A 16,935-nucleotide genomic window follows, 5' to 3' on the forward strand; every position below is an offset into this window, starting at 1 on the left:
GAACCCGGCCATCTGCGTATATCAGGAGCGAAGGAGTACCTATGGGCACGCTGCAACTTGAAGTGGTTACGCCGGACAAAACCGTGGTCAGCGGCGAAGTGGAAATGGCCGTCTGCCCAGGAATTGAGGGCGAATTCGGCGTGCTGCCCAAGCACGTTTCCCTGCTTTCTGCCCTGAAGATCGGCGGCCTGCGCTACCGCGCTGACGGCAAAGATGGGCACGTTTTCATCTCCGGCGGATTCGCCGATGTGAACAACGATGTGCTCACAGTGCTGGCCGAATCGGCTGAGATGGCGGACAGCATTGACACCGCGCGCGCCATGGCAGCAAAGGAACGCGCTGAAAAGCGCATTGCCAGCCATGACGAAAAGGTGGACATTGTCCGCGCTGAAGCCGCTCTGCAACGCGCAGTTGTGCGCTTGCAACTGGCCCAGCTCCGCTGAGCTACCAATTTTCAGATTTGTGGGGCCGCAGCAGCGTGGAATTTTCCGCGCTGTTGCGGCTTTGCTTTTTCCCAAAAAATCTTTCGCCCGGCCTGTTGTTGCCCCCGCAAACTCCCCCATTCCACCCTTTTCATCTGCCCAAGCCAGCTTTCCACGAATATTCAGGCTGAAATCGGCACTCTGCCAAGATTTCACGGCTTGCAAAAATAGACTTCCGCGCGAATCTTGGATATTGATTGTGGTTCAACGCGGAAAATTTTCCGCCAACCCATCCAGTTTCCCAGGACATGACCATGCCCAACCAGGAAAATATCCGCAATTTTTGCATTATCGCCCACATCGACCACGGCAAATCCACCCTGGCCGACCGCATTCTTGAGCTGACGCAGGTTGTCAGCAAGCGGGAGGCGCGCCAGCAGTATCTGGACAAAATGGAGCTGGAACGGGAGCGTGGCATCACCATCAAGGCACAGACCGTGCGCATTCCGTACAAAGCCCAAAACGGGCAGATGTACGAACTGAACCTCATCGATACCCCCGGTCACGTGGACTTCAACTATGAAGTTTCACGCTCCCTGGCGGCCTGCGAAGGTGCGCTGCTGGTGGTTGACGCCACTCAGGGCGTGGAAGCGCAAACGCTTGCCAACGTCTACCTTGCTCTGGATCACGACCACGAAATAGTGCCTGTGCTCAATAAAATCGACCTGCCCAGCGCCGAGGTTGACCGCGTGAAGGCCGAAATCGAAGAAAGCATCGGCCTTGACTGCTCCGAAGCTCTGCCAGTTTCTGCCAAAACGGGCATGGGCGTTGACGCGGTTCTCGAAGCCATTGTCCACCGGCTCCCTGCCCCTAAGGGAGATGTGGCGGCTCCGCTCAAAGCACTCATCTTCGACTCGTGGTACGACAGCTATCAGGGCGTCGTTATCCTGTTCCGCATTATGGACGGCGCAATCAAGCGTAACGACATGGTGCGCATGATGAGTACGGGCAAGGAATACGAAGTGCTGCGCCTCGGCGTGTTTTCCCCGGAAGCTACTGATGTGAACGAACTTCACGCTGGCGAGGTCGGTTTCATGTGCGGCTCCATCAAGGAGCTGGGCGATGCCCGCGTTGGCGACACCATCACTCTGGTGGAAAACCCTGCCGCTACGGCGGTTCCCGGCTTTACGGAAGTGAAGCCCATGGTTTTCTGCGGCCTTTACCCCACAGAGTCAGACGAGTACGAAAACCTCAAAACCGCCCTTGAAAAACTGCAACTCAACGATGCGGCTTTTTCCTTTGAGCCGGAAACGTCTCAGGCGCTGGGTTTTGGCTTCCGTTGCGGCTTTCTTGGTCTGTTGCACATGGAGATCATTCAGGAACGGCTGGAGCGCGAATTTGAGGTCAGCCTCATCGCCACCGCGCCTTCTGTGGTCTACAAGGTGGACACAAACGATGGCAAAACCTTGCAGATCGACAACCCCAGCCATCTGCCAGACCCCACCAAGATCCGCACCCTTTATGAGCCGTATGTGAACATGGACATCCACGTGCCCAACGATTACGTAGGCAACGTCATGAAGCTGTGCGAGGAAAAGCGCGGCATGCAGAAAAATCTGCACTATCTGGCCACCAACCGCGTGGTTGTGACCTATGAATTGCCGTTTGCAGAAATTGTTTACGACTTTTTTGATCGGCTCAAGTCTGCCACGCGCGGTTACGCCTCCATGGATTACCATCCGCTGGACTACCGCGAATCAGACCTCGTGCGCCTTGATATCATGCTCAATGGTGAAACCGTTGATGCTCTTGCCGTCATTGTACACCGCGACCGCGCATATACCTACGGGCGCGGGTTGGCGCTCAAGCTCAAGCGCAGCATTCCCCGCCAGCTTTTCCAGGTGGCCATTCAGGCCGCCATCGGGCAGAAGATCATTGCCCGGGAAACCGTGTCAGCTTTCCGCAAGGACGTGACAGCCAAGTGCTATGGCGGCGACATCACGCGTAAACGCAAGCTGCTTGAAAAGCAGAAGGAAGGCAAAAAGCGCATGAAACGCATGGGCAACGTTGAGTTGCCGCAGGAAGCGTTTCTGGCGGCCCTCAAAGTGGGCGACGAATAGACCTTAAGATGCAAAAAAGAAGGGTGGCTCGCTTGAGTCACCCTTCTTTTTTGCATCGCAGCATGTCCCTCAGGCTTTACGCTCAATCTGGCCCGTAGATGGCCTGTCAAAGCACGGTTGCGCAAGCGCGCACCCGACTATCAGAAATCAAAAAAAACTGCTCACAGGTCAGGCCAGAGGCACGTTTTTGCCTTTTGCCTGGCCGATCGTTTAGCACGGCGGCGCAAAGCTTGCCGTGCGCGCATGGCTGGCTTCAGACCCCGATTATGGCAGGCGCAACTTGCGCATTTCCGCATCGCTGATCTCAAAACGCCTCATGCACATGTCATAGTAGGCGCGCCAGGGAAAGTAGCTGGTATCACCACGCCACTCATTGTTCATCTGTGTGGCTTCTGCCCGGCATTGCTGATTGGCCGCCAAAGCCTGCTGATCATCAAATGTCAGAGGGGGCCGCTCACGAGGGGCGCAGCCGCAAGCAAGAAAACCTGCCATCAGGCACAGCGCAAGCAAGCCGCTGCCAACGAATGATTTTTTCTGCATGACGGGCCCTCCTTCTGCTACATGTCTATACGGCTAATAACTCCATGCACGGCATGCACCGGCATTTTGTAAAACTGTACGAACGATGGCGCCAGTTTTTTGATGATGGCGTAAATGCGCCACAAAGGCGAACTGGTGAGGATGTCTTCCACGCCATAAAAAATAACGCGCGGCTTGATGCCCGCTTCGGACATGATGTGGTCAATATCCACAACTTCCATGTAGCCCGCAGAAACCTCAAAAACGCGAATACCTTCGGCGGGATCTTCCGCAAACCGCCATGTCACGCCTGTAGGTTCATATGTGCGGGACATGCACAGCATGATGTTCTGCTCATAAATAATGCCGTTGCTGAACATGGTCTTGACAATATAAGGCGAAACTTTGTCCAAGCTTCTCAAAAAAAAGATGGCTGTGCCGCGAATGGCATGACCATGAGTTTTTTCTTCGGTAAATTTCCTCAAGAACTGCTCTTTTCCCATGGGGCGCATACGTTGATACGCGGCTTTTTGCCCCTGGGTATAAATAAGAATGACAGAAAGCGGTATGAGCGAAATCAGTATGGACCAATACCCGCCATGCGGAAATTTATAAAAGTTCGCGAGCAGATAAATGAAGTCGAGAAAACAGATGCAGGCAGCTATGGCTGCTTTGAAATTTCGTCCCTGAAGGTGGAATATCCACACCATGAATACGCCAGTGATGGTCATGGTGCCAGTAACGGCAAGGCCGTAAGCGGCAGCAAGTTTGTGTGATTCGCCAAATCCACAGATCACGAGCACCACCGCTACAAACAGCGCCCAGTTCACAGAGTTGATATATATCTGGGAATGCAATTCCTTTGAGGTGTAATCCACTTTGAACAAAGGCATGATATGCGTTGCCATACTTTGATACATGATGGAAAACAGACCGCTTATGAGGGCCTGCGAGGCAATGACAGTTGCCATAAGGCTGAGTACCAGAAAAGGAACATACAGATAATGAGCCTGGCTGTTGATCAGCTCGAACAATACGTTTTCAGCCCCTGGATTGCGGATAAGGAATGAGGTCTGCCCCATATAGCTTGCCACCAGCGCCAACAGCACAATGCCCCACGCGGCTAAGATAGGCTTGCGCCCCATATGCCCCATGTCGGCATACAGAGCCTCGCCGCCCGTAGCGCACAAAATGACCTCTGAAAGAACAAAAAAACTCACCAGGCCGTTGTGGATCATGAAATCAATCGCATACCAGGGGTTCAGGGCTTTGAGAACCTGTGGAGTCTGCACAATGGAGACGCATCCGGAAAAAGCCAACACGGCGAACCATATGGCCATTATGGGACCAAAAACTACGGAAACAGCGCCACTGCCCCTCTTTTGCACAGCAAAAAGCACAACCGTAATCGCCAGCGCCAGCCCTACAATTGCAGCCTTGGGAGTCTGCTCAAGCCCCGGCACAAGGGTCAAACCTTCCACGGCAGAAAGAATGGAGATGGCAGGAGTAATAACCCCGTCGCCAATGAGCAGAGAAACCCCCACAAAAGCCAGTACAGAAGCTACACCTAACTTTTTGGTCGACTTGAGTAACGGGCGCAGGATGGAAAGCAGCACAATGGTGCCGCCTTCGCCGCCCTTGCTCAGGCTCATGGCCAGCCACGCGTATCCCACAGTTACGAGCAGCAGCAAAGTCCAGATAATCAGCGAAAGAATGCCGATAAAATGGTCTTCTGTGCGCTCGGTCAGCAGGAATATGACTGCCAGCGTATATATGGGGCTTGTGCCGATATCGCCAAACACAAGGCCCAGCGATTTGACGATTGAAGAAAACGTTACCTGCTGCGAATCCATGTAGTCCTCCAAGCATTGCAGCGCACCATAAAGCAGACAAGGGCGGCTGGCAAGACAGCCTGAAATGCGCGGCCCATAAAGATTTGCAGATTCTCTGACGGGTGGAGCCGCTGCGCTGCGCCAGCGCGGCCCCTGCCCATAAACGCAAAAACGCCGCCCCTTGCGGGGCGGCGCCATATTACGGAAGGAAAACCAAGTTTACGGCAGCATCCAGTGCAGCACGTTGGACTGCAGGTAGGTGAGCACGCAGATAAAGGCCGTCATGGCCAAGCTGTGCCCAAGCGTAAACCGGAAGAGATCGCCTTCATGACCAACCAGATTGGTGGCAGCGGTTGCCACACTGATGGACTGGGGCGAAATCATCTTACCGGTAACACCACCGGACGAGTTGGCGGAAACGGCCAGGGCCGGATCCATGCCCACCACTTCAGCCGTGGAGCGCTGCATACCGCAGAACAGGGCGTTTGAAGAGGTGTCCGAACCGGTCAGGAACACGCCCAGCCAGCCCAGAAGGGGCGAGAAGAGCGGGAACAGCGGGCCAGTCAGGGTAAAGGCAATACCCAGGGTGGAGCTCATGCCGGAGAAGTTCATGAGATAAGCCAGGCCCAGGATCATGGCGATGGTCGCAATGGGGAAGCGCAGCTGGTGAATGGTGCGGAACAGGCAGTTGATAGCCTTGCCGAACGAATAACCAGGCATGAAAGGCACGGAGAAGAAACCAGCCAGCAGAATGGCCGTGCCACCGGCGGAGAGCCAGTTGAACACAAACACTGCGGGATAGTTGGGATCCTTGCCGGCGGCCAAAATCGGGGCAGCCTTGTGCACCATGCCGTCAAGAGCGGGCCAGGAGAACTTGAGCACCGAACCGGGCACGGCGTTCAGCATGTTCTTGAACTGGGGCAGGCCCCACAAGAACACCATGACGGCCAGGACGATGTAAGGCAGCCAAGCGCGGAGCACGATACCCGTGGAAGGAGCCGCGCCGGTCAGCACGGTTTCCTTTTCACCCTCAAAACGCCACACGGTCTTGGGCTTCCACACGCGCAGCAACAACACCATGGCAATGATGGTGATAAGAGCCGACATGATATCGGGCAGCGTAGCACCGTGGTAGTTGGAGAACAGGAACTGCGAACCGGCGAAGCTCACGCCAGCCACGATGATGGCGGGCAGCACTTCCATGGCGCGCTTGAAGCCGCACATGACCACGCAGAGCCACAGGGGCACCAGAATGGACAGGAAGGGCAGCTGACGGCCCACGATCTGGCTCACGTGCATTTCCGGAATGCCGGAAACCTGGGCGCCAACGATGATCGGGATACCAATGGCACCAAAGGCCACGGGCGCGGTGTTGGCAATCAGACAGATACCAGCGGCGTACAGGGGGCGGAAGCCCAGGCCCACCAGCATGGCGGCGGTGATTGCCACAGGGGTGCCGAAGCCAGCGGTACCTTCAATGAAGGAACCAAAGGCAAAGGCGATAAAGATGGCCTGCAAACGGCGGTCGTCTGTCAGACGCGCGAGCGATTCTTTGATGTATTCAAATTCGCCCGATTCCACAGTCATGTTGTACACCCAGACCGCCGTGATAACGATCCAGATGATGGGGAAGAGGCCAAAGGCCGCGCCGTAGCTCAATGCGCCCAGCGCTGTTCCAAACGGCATGCCCCACACAGCAACCGCCAGAACGAAAGAAAGTGCCACAGCAAGAGCCGCAGCGTAATGCCCCTTAGCACGACGCACGGCCAGCATGTAAAAAAGGCTGATCAGGGGGATACCTGCCAGCAGGGCGGAAACTACAGCTCCGCCAACCGGATCATACACTTGTGTCCAAGCCATATAACAGACCCTCAACTGTTATGTGTTGCAAGGGGGCTTGAGCAGAGCGAGTCCCTTCCGTGCGACCCAGAAATGCTACCTCTTTCCCCCCACTAAGACCTTTGAGTGCGAATATAATCTTTCAGCAAAAAATACAATATGTTTCCCTATCCAAGTCGAGACAAAACTTACTGCTATTGTCGCAAATTGGCTGGCAGCGCGAAATACAGGCGGGCGGCCACGTCAAAAAAAATTCCTGGCAGATAACTTGCCCACCAGAAAATCCTGAATTTGCGCCCGCTGTGTCGCCAGGGTTTTATGGCCTCCCGGGCGGCGGCGTTGTGCCCTTCGCGCCACAGGGCCACAGCTTTCTGAAAGCTTGCCCTGCGGGTCATCATTGTGACAAGACCTGAATATTCCTGATCATAGCCAGGGTACAACGCCCGGTGTTTCTCAAGAATACGCAACGTTTCATCAGCAAACTGGCCAAACTTGCGAAAGGTCGTGTTGCCCCCATGCACCCGCCAAAGGGTCAGAGGCTCATCTACGTAGTCCAGCTCCCAATCGTGAGCGATGCGGTAAAAAACATCGGCCTCCTCGCACACGTTGAGACTTTGATCAAACCACCCGCCATTGCGGCCTTCGCCCGACGGCGTTCTGTCAGCCGAAAGACTTGCCAGCGCCTCGCGGCTGACCATGGCAGACGACATGGAAATCCACTGGCGTTCCATCAATGCGGCAAAGGCCATGCCCCGCGCAGGGGACGTTTCGGCAAAAAGCCTCTTGAACACGCGCTTGCCGTCAAAAATTTCCGTATCCGTGCACACCAAACCCACACGTGGATTGGCTTCAAACAGGGCCACCTGGCGCTCCAGCTTGGTGGGCCGCCACACGTCATCGCAGTCAAGAAAGGCCAGATACCGGCCACGGGCCTGCGCCAGGGCCAAGTTACGCCCCTCGCCCAGCGGCACAATACCCTCTCCCCGGAAGTAGCGCACCTTTTCGCCATAGCTTTTGGCAATGGCGGGGCTTTCATCCGTTGAACAGTTGTCCCAGAAAACAACCTCAAAATCCGTGAACGTCTGGGCCATGAGGCTGTCCATGGCTTCGCGCAGATCGCGGGAACTGTTCAGACAGTTCATGATGACCGAAACAGCGGGGGCGTTCATGCTTTATCCTCATTGCGCGCGGTGTGGGGCGTGGATGTCTGTTGCGCCGGGCTTTGCCCTGCCCCGGCGGGAGCGAATGAAGCCTGCGTTCTGAATACCCAGACCTTGCACAGCACATAAACCATGACAGGCACGGTCAGAACTGCAACGGGCATGGCCCAGGCATAAGGAACACCAAGCCGCACCAGCAGCCAGACAATGGCCGAATTGCAGCACAGGCCCACAGCCTGGGTAGCCGCAAAGCGCGGCAGCATGGTGCGGTGGCTGGCAATGCCTGCGGCGGAATCCGCGGCGCGGAACGTCCACAGGCATTGCCCGAGATAGGAAACAATAAAACTGAGCGCATAGGCCAGGGCGTTGCCCGCCAGCGTGGGCAAACCTGCCACGTTGACGAACAACAGCCCCAGCAGAAAGTAGCTTACAGAAGCCGCGCCGCCCACAATGCCAAAGCGCACCCAGCGCCGGGCCAAAAGCCCGCGCACCATATCCGCCAGCCATCTGAAGCCCGGCACAGCCTGCCAGCCGCTAACCACGGCAAATCGCCTGCGCACTGGCGGGCGCTACTTGAGTGCGGCAACAAGCGCGTCGCACACGCTCTCCACATCTTCGGCGCTGAGGCCGGGGTGCAGGGGCAGGGTCACAAGTTCGCCATAGAGCTGTTCCGTCACGGGCAGCGACTCCGCGCCCCCGCCAAAGCAGCTAAGCAGGTGGTTGGGTTTGTAATGCACGCCGGTGGGGATATCGCGTGCCGCCATAAATTCCTTAACGGCATCTTTGCGGCCACCCAACACACGCACGGGCATGATATGGCGCACCACAAAGTCCTGCGGATCAGTGGCCAGCAGGGCAAGGCCCTCCACGTTGGCGAGGCGCTGTTCATAAATGGCTGTAAGCATTCGGCGTGCCGGAATAAATTCCGATTCAAGCCGTCCAAGCTGCACCCGCCCGATGGCGGCCATGATATTGCTCATGTGATAGCGCCAGCCCTGACGGGTCACATCGGGATCCCACGAACGCGCGCCGGCAAAACGCTGTTTTGCATCGTTGGCTACAGAAAGCAGCCGGGCGTCAGAGGCCAGATTTCCGGCGGCCTCATCAAAGGCCACCAGGCAGCCGCCTTCACCGCAGGTAATATTTTTGATGCCGTCAAAGCTGAAGCAGACCATGTCGCCAAAGCTGCCGATCATGCGTCCCCTGCTTTTGCAGCCAAAGGCGTGGGCGGCGTCTTCCACCACGCGCAAGCCTTTGACACGGGCAAAGTCGTATATGGCGTCAATATGCCAGGGATTGCTGGCATAGTGCACGGGCATGATGGCAATGGTGCGGGGGGTCAGGCGGCGTTCGGCATCGGCAAGGTCAATGGTGCCGGTTTCGGGCAGCACATCGCAGGCCACAGGCTGGCAGCCCGCGGCGGTAATGGCCTGAAAAGACGCCACAAAGGTAAGGGAAGGAACCAGAACTTCCGGCTTGCCGTCTACGCGGCACTGGGCGGCAACGCCGTCCACAGCCAGATGCAGGGCCGCAGTACCTGTATTTACGGAAATAACCTGACTGGGCTTGACGCCGAGGTAGCGGGCGACTTCTTCTTCAAAAAGGCGCACTTCGTTGCCCATGCCGAGGTAGCCGTCTTCAGTAATGACACGGCTAACGGCGCGGGCTTCAGCTTCTCCCACAATGGAGCGGGAAAGACGCATGGACATAAGGCCTCCTGCTGCGGCGGCATAACCGTAGCGGCTGTGCCGCTCCGGCTGGCGAAGGCTTCAGGCTGCGCGTCGTTCACTCAAAACACCGCAGGACGCCGGGCTTTAAAAAGTCCGCCGTCCGCACGGAATCAGTAGTGCGCGCCTGGCCGCCATGCTAACCCGCATCGGCGTTCATGTCGCTCAATAACGTGTCGAGGTCAAGCAGAATGAGCAGGCGGTCTTCAAGCTTGCCCACGCCCCGGATATACTCGGAGCCGATACCGCAAACCACCGGTGGCGCAGGCTCCACAGTGGAGGCGGGAATACGCAGCACTTCAGACACGCCGTCCACCAGAAAACCCACTATCTTCTGGTTAAATTCCATTACAACAATGCGCGTGTTGCCATCGTGCTCCAGGGCGGGCATGCTGAAGCGCGTGCGCATGTTGACGACCGGAATAACCTTGCCGCGCAGATTGATGACGCCTTCAATAAAGGCTGCGGCATGGGGTACCATGGTGATCTGCATGAGACGGATGATTTCCTGAACGGAAAGGATGTCCACCCCGAACTCTTCTTCGCCAATGCGGAACGTCACCAACTGGAGCAGATCGCCCTCATGTTCCTGCCCGGAACCTTGCAGCACGTCCTGCCGAGTGGCTTGCGCCGCGTCCATTGTATCCGTCATGGGATGGCCTCCATGGTATAAGCGGGCGTTTTCCGCCCATGAATCACCGCTTTTGCGGCAATCCGTCATATGCAATCCGCTGCAATCTGCGCCGGGATCAACCCCGCTAACTGGAGCGTTCAGGCCCCGGTTTCAACCTTATCGGACAGAGCGGAGAATACTTCAGAGTGGGTGACAAAAACAATACTTTCGGGCCGGTTTACGCCCAGCTTTCCACCAGTGTGCGTTCCTGGGGATTCAGGTATTCCATCCAGATTCCCCGCATGTAGTCATAGTGATTGATGCACAGCTCGGGCAGGTTGGTCCGTTTATATGCCCAGGGCTTGGGGCCGTGAAAATGCACTATCCGCGCCTCATCCCTGCATTCCTCTCTATAGGGGGGGCTGTTCCAGCAATCATCCAGCCGCGTAATGCGCTTGCCAAAAAAATAATTCACCAGCGACTGATCAAGGTTGCCGATACGTGATTCATTTTCCCGGCAAAAAGCCATGAAGTGCCCTATCAGGTCGCGCTTGCGCAGCCGCTCAAGATTGAACAGCGCCACCCCGCTGGAATATGTCCAGATGGGAAAAGGCATGGGGACGGTGTAGTGTTCGCCCCTGTATTCATAAAAAAGCTGCTGATGCTGGTGATAAAAGGGAGCTGTGTATTCCCTTGCCATACCAACGTAGGGCGGATGCTGTGCAAAAAGTTCGTCCAGAGGGCGATAAAAAAGCACATCCGTATCGCAGTAAAGCACACGGTCGTCCTGGGCAAGCTCGGGCACAAGAGCAAGTTCCAGTTTGAGAAAGCATCCGGCGCAGGCCTGTCCCAACGGCGTGAAACCGCTTGGGTCAAGGCGCGGCGTATAGCGCGCAACAGGAATATTTTCCGCAGCGAGTCCTGCCAGCAAGGCCGCATCATTTCCGGCGTAGACGCAGAGGCAGGGGGCATCCTTGCCCTGCACTGCGCGCAACGACCGCACCGCCACCTTGAGCAGGGTCAGATACTTGATCTTGTCGTCAAGGCAAAAAACGGTTTTCACAGGCTTTCTCCGCGCAGACGCCGTTGCAGGGCTGCCGCCTGACCCTGTAGGGCCGCATTGTCAAAGTCTTTTACCGAGGCAAGAATGGCGGTCAGATCTTCTGCATAGGGGGTGCCGTTCACAAGAGGCATAAACCGTTCAATGGCGCTTTCCGCATTGCCCCAGTCCGTTTCCATCAGTTCGGGCAGTTCGGCTAGCAGAGCCAGAAGGTTGTCCCGGTGCTCGCCTTCCAGGTGCATGGTGCCAGTTGTGGCCATGCTCCCATCGCCTTCAAGACAGCGCACGCGCAGCAGCACCTCGTTCATGCACGCTTCAAACTCGTCCATCAGTTCTTCGCTCGGCGGAATAAGGGGCAAAGAGTTTTCCATGTGCCGCGTAAGGCGGCATACCCGCTCCACGCCAAGGTTGGCGGCAACGCCCTTTACCGTATGCGCCAGACGGGCCGCGCCGCGCAGATCGCCGCAGGCAAGCAGCCCGCGCAGCTCCCTGGCGCTCTCGCCGTAGTGATCCACAAAACGCAGCAGCAGCTCGCGGTACAATTCGCGGTTGCCGCCTACGGTTGCAAGGCCAGCCTCCACATTGACCGCCTGCCCCTCCGGCACTGAAGAAGTTTGGGCCGGATCGCGCATAACGTCCAGCGAAAGCCCTTCCTCGCCCTCCTGGACACGGCTTTCCGCGTCTGCTGCGGCAGAAAAAACATCCGGGCCAACATCCGCAGCCAGCGGATTGGACTGCAATCCGCCCGGAAGCCACGTTTCAAGAGCGGCATACAGGGCGGCAGGATCAACCGGCTTGGTGAGATAGTCGTTCATGCCCACGTTCTTGCCTTCCAGACGGGAAGCGGCATCGGCATGGGCAGTCATGGCAAGAATGGGCAGATCCGCAGGTGAAAAACCCAGCGCGCGGATGCGCATGGTGGCTTGAAGGCCATCCATTACGGGCATCTGCACATCCATGAGCACAAGGTCAACGCCGCCGCCCCGCACTTCTTCAACAGCCGCAAGACCGTTGGAGGCCACACGCACGGCAAGCCCGGCCTGGGTCAGCAGCTCGCTGGCGATCTGGGCGTTGATATCGTTATCTTCCACCACAAGCACAGTGCGGTGCGACGTGGTCGCAGCGCCAAGGGCACTGTCCACAACGGCGGCGGCTTCTTCCTGCGCAGAGGTTGTTTCCGTAATGGCTTCGCCCTGTTGCACCCAGCCGAAGCCCAATTCAAAGAAAAAGCGGCTCCCCTTGCCGGGTGCGCTTGCCACAGAAAGCTCGCCGCCCATGAGGTTGACCAGCTGCCGGGCCAGCGCAAGCCCAAGGCCAAGGCCGCTGTTTGATCGAGTCAACGACTCATCGCCCAGGGCAAAGGGTTCAAAAAGCTTGTCCTTGAGAACAGCATCCATGCCGGGGCCGCTGTCGGCCACCACAAAGAGCAGACGGCATCCGCCATCTTCCAGACCGCCGTGGGCAAGCTGCACGCTGCACTCCACGGAGCCAGTGCGGGTATACTTGACCGCATTGTCCAGCAGGATGCGCAACACTTCTTCCAGATGCCGTTCATCACCTTCCACAACCACCGGCACAGCCGGATCAAGTGTAAAAATCAGCTCCAACTGTTTTTCAAGGGCGCTGCCCGCCACGCTCTGCCGCAACAGCTCCAGCAGGCGGGGCAACTGAAATGCCCGGTTTTCGCGGCGCAGCAAGCCCTCGTTGGCGCTTGAAAAATCAAGAATCCTGTTGACCATGTCCAGCAGCAGGCTGCCCGATTTGTTGATCTGGGAAAGATAATCGCGCTGCACGCCACTGAGGCCCGCCTGCAGGCTCAGATAGCTCATGCCGATGATGGCATTGAGGGGCGTGCGGATTTCGTGGCTCATGCGGCGTAAAAAATCTTCCTGCACGTGTGAGGCCCTTTGGGCGAGTTCCAGCGACGACAAGGCCTGCGCACGGGCAAGCACGGCCTGCTGCTTGCTTTTGCGAGCACGCCTTTCGGCCTCTTTCAGTTCGCGGATACGGGAGAACAGCGTTCCCTTCATGCGTTGCAGGGAGGCGAACATGACGGCCAGCTCATCCCGGTACTTGAGCTTCAAGGGTTCGGGATCCTCGCCCGCCGCCACGTCTTCCGCATACTGGCTGACCTCGCCCAGCGGCTTGGCGACTCTCATCTGGAAGATATAGATATTGGCAACCGCGCTGGCCCCGAGGGCCAGCAAGGCAAAAAACATTGCCCAGACCATCTGGACAAGCGGAGACTCCTGCTTGCTCACCTGCTCCAGAAAGCTGCGGTACTGCACTTCGCGCAGAGCCTGCGCGCTGAAAAGAACCTGCTGCGCTTCACTGTCCAGATTGACCCTGTCTACCCAGCTCTGCGCGCCTTTCAGATCAAGCCCGTCCCTGTCCCACAGGGGCGGCCCGCTATTGCCCACAGCCATGTTCACGGCGGTATCAAGCAGACTGTCGAGGTGCCTGCGCTGGGCAAGAAGCGCCTGAACCTGCCCTTGCAGACTTCCCGTCACATTGAGATTGCGGGCAATATGCTCAAAGGTTCCCTCGTGCCCGGCGGCGTCCTGCATCTCGTGGACGCGATCCTGATTCAGCATCTGCCACTTGGCATAACGCTCTGGATTGCCCGTAAAAATAAAGGCGTGGGCTTCTTCGTAACTCTGGCGGGTATTGGTTTCCACATCCACCAGGAGGGAATCAAGCCTGTAATAGTTTTCGAGTACCCTGCGGCCCTCATTAAGGCCACGCCCCAGAGAGACCAGGCAAAGCCCAAGCAGCAAAAGAAGCAGCAACTGCGCGAGGTTGGAAGTTTTGATGATGGTTCTGATGCTCATGCTTCTTGCTCCCGCAGGCAGCGGACAGTGCCTTTCGTCAAGCTTGAACCCGGACAGGCAGGCACCCCCGCGCGATTGCCGGATGGCCTCATACCTTGAAGTATTGGCATTCTTACCATAGGCTGCCGCAAAAATCATCCGCGACCATTCTGGAGAAACTGAAAACCCTCATGTCCCCCACCGCCCGGAACTTATTGCCTCACGCGGCCTTGCTGACAGCCATGGCCTTTTGGGGCTCCACCTTTGTAGTGCTGCGCATCGCCCTGACCGCCCTGACCCCCCTGCAAACCATGGCCGGGCGCATGCTTGTGGCCTGTATTGTTTTTTTGCCCCTGTGGCCGCGCCTCTGGCGCGAACTCAAGGAACACGGCAATCTGGGAACACTGACGCTCATGGCCTTGTGCGAACCCTGCCTCTTTTTTCTGTTTGAAACCCACGCGCTGCGCCTGACCACGGCTTCGCAGGCTGGCATGATAACATCCCTGCTGCCGCTTCTGGTGGCGGCAGTAGCCTTTGTCGCCCTGCGCGAACACGCGGGCCTGCGCATGTGGCTAGGTTTTTTGCTGGCTGTTTGCGGCGTCACGTGGCTCACCCTTGCCGCGGTTCCGGATGAAAAAGCCGCCAATCCCCTGCTGGGCAACATCCTTGAGGGTATCGCCATGTGCTGCGCCGCCGGATATACCGTGTTGGCCCGCCACCTTTCAACCGTATACAGCGCCCTGTGCATCACGGCTGTTCAGGCCTTTGTGGGCATGCTCTTTTTTTGTCTGCTGGCTCTTGTGGTGCCGGAATCAGACACGCTCATCAGCCTTGGCAGGGATTTTCCCGCCTGGGTTCCCTGGGCCTGCGTGTTCTATCTGGGCGGCGTTGTGACCTTTGCAGGATACGGCCTGTACAATTTTGGCGTTAAGCGCCTTTCTGCTGGCCGCGCCGCCGCCTACACCAATCTCATACCTGTTTTTGCCCTGCTCTTCGGCGTCGCCCTGCTGGGCGAGAAGCTCCCTCCCGCGCAATATGGCGGGGCCTTGCTTATCGTGCTTGGCGTACTGCTGAGCCAATGGCGGGGAATAAGCCGCAACGCCTTGGGCCAAAAACCGACAGTATGATTTTTCTGCTCAAGCCAGATGCAGCAAGTTGAGTATGGCCGTCATGTCCAGCGCTGTTTCCACAGCATCAGCCAGCCTGTCCAGCTCAGGGCCCAGGCTGTAGACTGTTTCCTGCGCTGGCGGCAAACCCGCCTCATGCCGCAGGCGGCGCAAAAATGCATGGCGAAAGGCATCCTCGTCAAAAAGGCCGTGCAGATAACTGCCCCACACGCGGGCGCACCCCCGCGCATCGTATCGTCCCCAGCCCAAGGAACGGCCCTCGGAGTCGGTCATCACAACCCGCATGACGGCAGACGCGGCATCGCCCGAGGCTGGTTCGCCAGCTACACCCAACAATTCTTTGTGCAAGGAGGAGGTCTCACCGTGATGGATTTCATAGCCTGTCACGGTCTGGCGTTCTGCCCCTGTCACACTGGCATCCGCCCATCCGGCGGCGCGGCACAGACGCTTGGCAGCCAGCAGCCTTGTACTGAGGGGCAGCAGGCCAAGCCCAGGTTCGCATCCTCCTTCTTCAATCAGCAGAGGGTCGGCTATTTCGGTTCCAAGCATCTGCAATCCCCCACAGATGCCCACCAGCGCGCCAGCGCCGCGCTCCAGGCACTGACGGGCAAATTTCTGCACCAGCCCGGCCAGTCCGGTGCGCCGCAAAAAACGTAAATCACCCACTGTATTGCGGCTGCCCGGCAAAATAACCACATGCGGCGCGCCCCACTGATCCGCGTGGCGCACAATGCGCAACTGTACCCCCGGTTCGTCCCGCAACGCGTCAAGATCCGTGGCATTACTCAAATGCGGCAGATCGGGCACCACAATATCCAGCAAGTCGGGGGCACCAGATGTTTGCCCCATGCGCAGGCCAGGGGTCAGACCTTCCTTGAAGCTTACGGAGTCCTCTTCGGGCAGGCGCAGATTTTCCAGCATGGGTACAACCCCCCAAAAGGGTTTGCCCGTGCGCTTCTGGATCATGGACAGGGCGGGGTCCAGCAGGCTTGCATCGCCCCGGAACTTGTTGAGAATAAAGCCCCCCACCCGCCCTCTTTCGGCGCGGGTGAGCAGGGCCATGGTGCCAGCCAGGGCCGCAAAGGCCCCGCCACGGTCAATATCCGCCACCAGGGCCACATGCGCCCCGGCATAACGGGCCATGCGCATGTTTACAATGTCGTGGGCCTTGAGGTTAATTTCGGCCGGGCTGCCCGCCCCTTCAAGCACCATCACGTCCATATCTGCGGCCAGACTGCGGTAGGCGCGGCACACGGCCTTCCAGGCTTCCGGCTTATAGGCGAGATACTCGCCCACGCGCATGTGCCCCACGGCTTCGCCCAGTACAATAACCTGAGAACCCACGTTGGACGTGGGCTTGAGCAACACGGGGTTCATGCGCACGTCTGGCGCGAGGCCGCAGGCGGCGGCCTGCAAGACCTGAGCGCGGCCCATTTCCTTGCCGTCGCTGGTTACAAAAGAATTGAGCGCCATGTTCTGCGCCTTGAAAGGTGCAACCCGCAGCCCCCTGCGGGCCAGCAGGCGGCATACGGCCGCCGTAATCAGGCTTTTGCCCGCGTTTGAGCACGTCCCCTGAATCATGAGAGCCGGAGGCAAAGAACGCCCCTGCCCCGATTGTGCCGTATGAACCGATCTGACCGCCATGCGTGGTATCCTCCCTGCACTTGCGGCATGTCCGTTCAGTGCTGTGCCTTTTATGATATCTT

The 16,935-nt window shown here is 57.8% G+C and carries 13 protein-coding genes; 3 read left to right on the plus strand and 10 right to left on the minus strand.

What is annotated here, in order from left to right:
* The first annotated feature begins 41 nt into the window (after window positions 1-41).
* Together ACUZ9Q_RS13875 and lepA are read left to right on the plus strand one after the other, a co-directional pair.
* Window positions 42-443: a F0F1 ATP synthase subunit epsilon gene (locus tag ACUZ9Q_RS13875; RefSeq protein WP_192113074.1), complete on the plus strand. Its 402-nt coding sequence runs from the start codon at window positions 42-44 to the stop codon at window positions 441-443.
* Window positions 444-736: 293 nt separating this feature from the next.
* Window positions 737-2,542, plus strand: a complete 1,806-nt coding sequence (gene lepA / locus ACUZ9Q_RS13880; protein ID WP_215647473.1) for a translation elongation factor 4 — start codon at window positions 737-739, stop codon at window positions 2,540-2,542.
* Window positions 2,543-2,806: 264 nt separating this feature from the next.
* On the opposite strand, the gene ACUZ9Q_RS13885 is transcribed toward lepA, so the two are convergent.
* The 9 genes from ACUZ9Q_RS13885 to ACUZ9Q_RS13925 form a co-directional block, all read right to left on the minus strand.
* Entirely contained in the window at window positions 2,807-3,082 is a 276-nt protein-coding gene (locus ACUZ9Q_RS13885) for a hypothetical protein (protein ID WP_215647474.1), read from the minus strand.
* A gap of 17 nt (window positions 3,083-3,099) precedes the next feature.
* Window positions 3,100-4,914: a KUP/HAK/KT family potassium transporter gene (locus ACUZ9Q_RS13890; RefSeq protein ID WP_192113077.1), complete on the minus strand. Its 1,815-nt coding sequence runs from the start codon at window positions 4,912-4,914 to the stop codon at window positions 3,100-3,102.
* A gap of 198 nt (window positions 4,915-5,112) precedes the next feature.
* Window positions 5,113-6,753, minus strand: a complete 1,641-nt coding sequence (locus ACUZ9Q_RS13895) for an L-lactate permease (RefSeq protein ID WP_192113078.1) — start codon at window positions 6,751-6,753, stop codon at window positions 5,113-5,115.
* Between the two features lie 173 nt (window positions 6,754-6,926).
* Window positions 6,927-7,901 (minus strand): glycosyltransferase family 2 protein, encoded by a 975-nt coding sequence (locus ACUZ9Q_RS13900; RefSeq protein WP_449248058.1) that lies wholly within the window; start codon window positions 7,899-7,901, stop codon window positions 6,927-6,929.
* Window positions 7,898-8,434, minus strand: a complete 537-nt coding sequence (locus ACUZ9Q_RS13905) for a GtrA family protein (RefSeq protein ID WP_233483442.1) — start codon at window positions 8,432-8,434, stop codon at window positions 7,898-7,900. The genes ACUZ9Q_RS13900 and ACUZ9Q_RS13905 overlap by 4 nt, the downstream gene beginning before the upstream one ends.
* Before the next feature lie 27 nt (window positions 8,435-8,461).
* Window positions 8,462-9,601 carry a DegT/DnrJ/EryC1/StrS family aminotransferase gene (locus ACUZ9Q_RS13910; RefSeq protein WP_215647475.1) on the minus strand — a complete coding sequence of 380 codons (1,140 nt, stop codon included), beginning with the start codon at window positions 9,599-9,601 and terminating at the stop codon, window positions 8,462-8,464.
* A gap of 157 nt (window positions 9,602-9,758) precedes the next feature.
* Window positions 9,759-10,226: a chemotaxis protein CheW gene (locus tag ACUZ9Q_RS13915; protein ID WP_027180850.1), complete on the minus strand. Its 468-nt coding sequence runs from the start codon at window positions 10,224-10,226 to the stop codon at window positions 9,759-9,761.
* Between the two features lie 244 nt (window positions 10,227-10,470).
* Window positions 10,471-11,295 carry a glycosyltransferase family 8 protein gene (locus ACUZ9Q_RS13920; RefSeq protein WP_449248059.1) on the minus strand — a complete coding sequence of 275 codons (825 nt, stop codon included), beginning with the start codon at window positions 11,293-11,295 and terminating at the stop codon, window positions 10,471-10,473.
* Window positions 11,292-14,123 (minus strand): response regulator, encoded by a 2,832-nt coding sequence (locus ACUZ9Q_RS13925; RefSeq protein ID WP_308585685.1) that lies wholly within the window; start codon window positions 14,121-14,123, stop codon window positions 11,292-11,294. Before ACUZ9Q_RS13925 ends, ACUZ9Q_RS13920 begins: the two co-directional genes overlap by 4 nt.
* Window positions 14,124-14,293: 170 nt before the next feature.
* Between ACUZ9Q_RS13925 and ACUZ9Q_RS13930 the strand changes: the two genes are divergently transcribed.
* Entirely contained in the window at window positions 14,294-15,229 is a 936-nt protein-coding gene (locus tag ACUZ9Q_RS13930) for a DMT family transporter (protein ID WP_233483444.1), read from the plus strand.
* A 9-nt stretch (window positions 15,230-15,238) separates the two neighbouring features.
* Here ACUZ9Q_RS13930 and ACUZ9Q_RS13935 read toward each other — a convergent pair whose 3' ends face one another.
* A complete protein-coding gene (locus tag ACUZ9Q_RS13935; protein ID WP_449248060.1) occupies window positions 15,239-16,873 on the minus strand; it encodes a cobyric acid synthase in 1,635 nt (544 codons plus the stop codon).
* Between the last annotated feature and the right edge of the window lie 62 nt (window positions 16,874-16,935).

It is taken from the genome of Desulfovibrio desulfopostgatei (assembly GCF_053570645.1).

Bases quoted from the DNA above. Each gene is read 5' to 3' on its own strand.
- ACUZ9Q_RS13875 (WP_192113074.1), top strand. From the start codon at position 42: ATGGGCACGCTGCAACTTGAAGTGGTTACGCCGGACAAAACCGTGGTC.
- lepA (WP_215647473.1), top strand. From the start codon at position 737: ATGCCCAACCAGGAAAATATCCGCAATTTTTGCATTATCGCCCACATC.
- ACUZ9Q_RS13885 (WP_215647474.1), bottom strand. From the start codon at position 3,082: ATGCAGAAAAAATCATTCGTTGGCAGCGGCTTGCTTGCGCTGTGCCTG.
- ACUZ9Q_RS13890 (WP_192113077.1), bottom strand. From the start codon at position 4,914: ATGGATTCGCAGCAGGTAACGTTTTCTTCAATCGTCAAATCGCTGGGC.
- ACUZ9Q_RS13895 (WP_192113078.1), bottom strand. From the start codon at position 6,753: ATGGCTTGGACACAAGTGTATGATCCGGTTGGCGGAGCTGTAGTTTCC.
- ACUZ9Q_RS13900 (WP_449248058.1), bottom strand. From the start codon at position 7,901: ATGAACGCCCCCGCTGTTTCGGTCATCATGAACTGTCTGAACAGTTCC.
- ACUZ9Q_RS13910 (WP_215647475.1), bottom strand. From the start codon at position 9,601: ATGTCCATGCGTCTTTCCCGCTCCATTGTGGGAGAAGCTGAAGCCCGC.
- ACUZ9Q_RS13925 (WP_308585685.1), bottom strand. From the start codon at position 14,123: ATGAGCATCAGAACCATCATCAAAACTTCCAACCTCGCGCAGTTGCTG.
- ACUZ9Q_RS13930 (WP_233483444.1), top strand. From the start codon at position 14,294: ATGTCCCCCACCGCCCGGAACTTATTGCCTCACGCGGCCTTGCTGACA.
- ACUZ9Q_RS13935 (WP_449248060.1), bottom strand. From the start codon at position 16,873: ATGGCGGTCAGATCGGTTCATACGGCACAATCGGGGCAGGGGCGTTCT.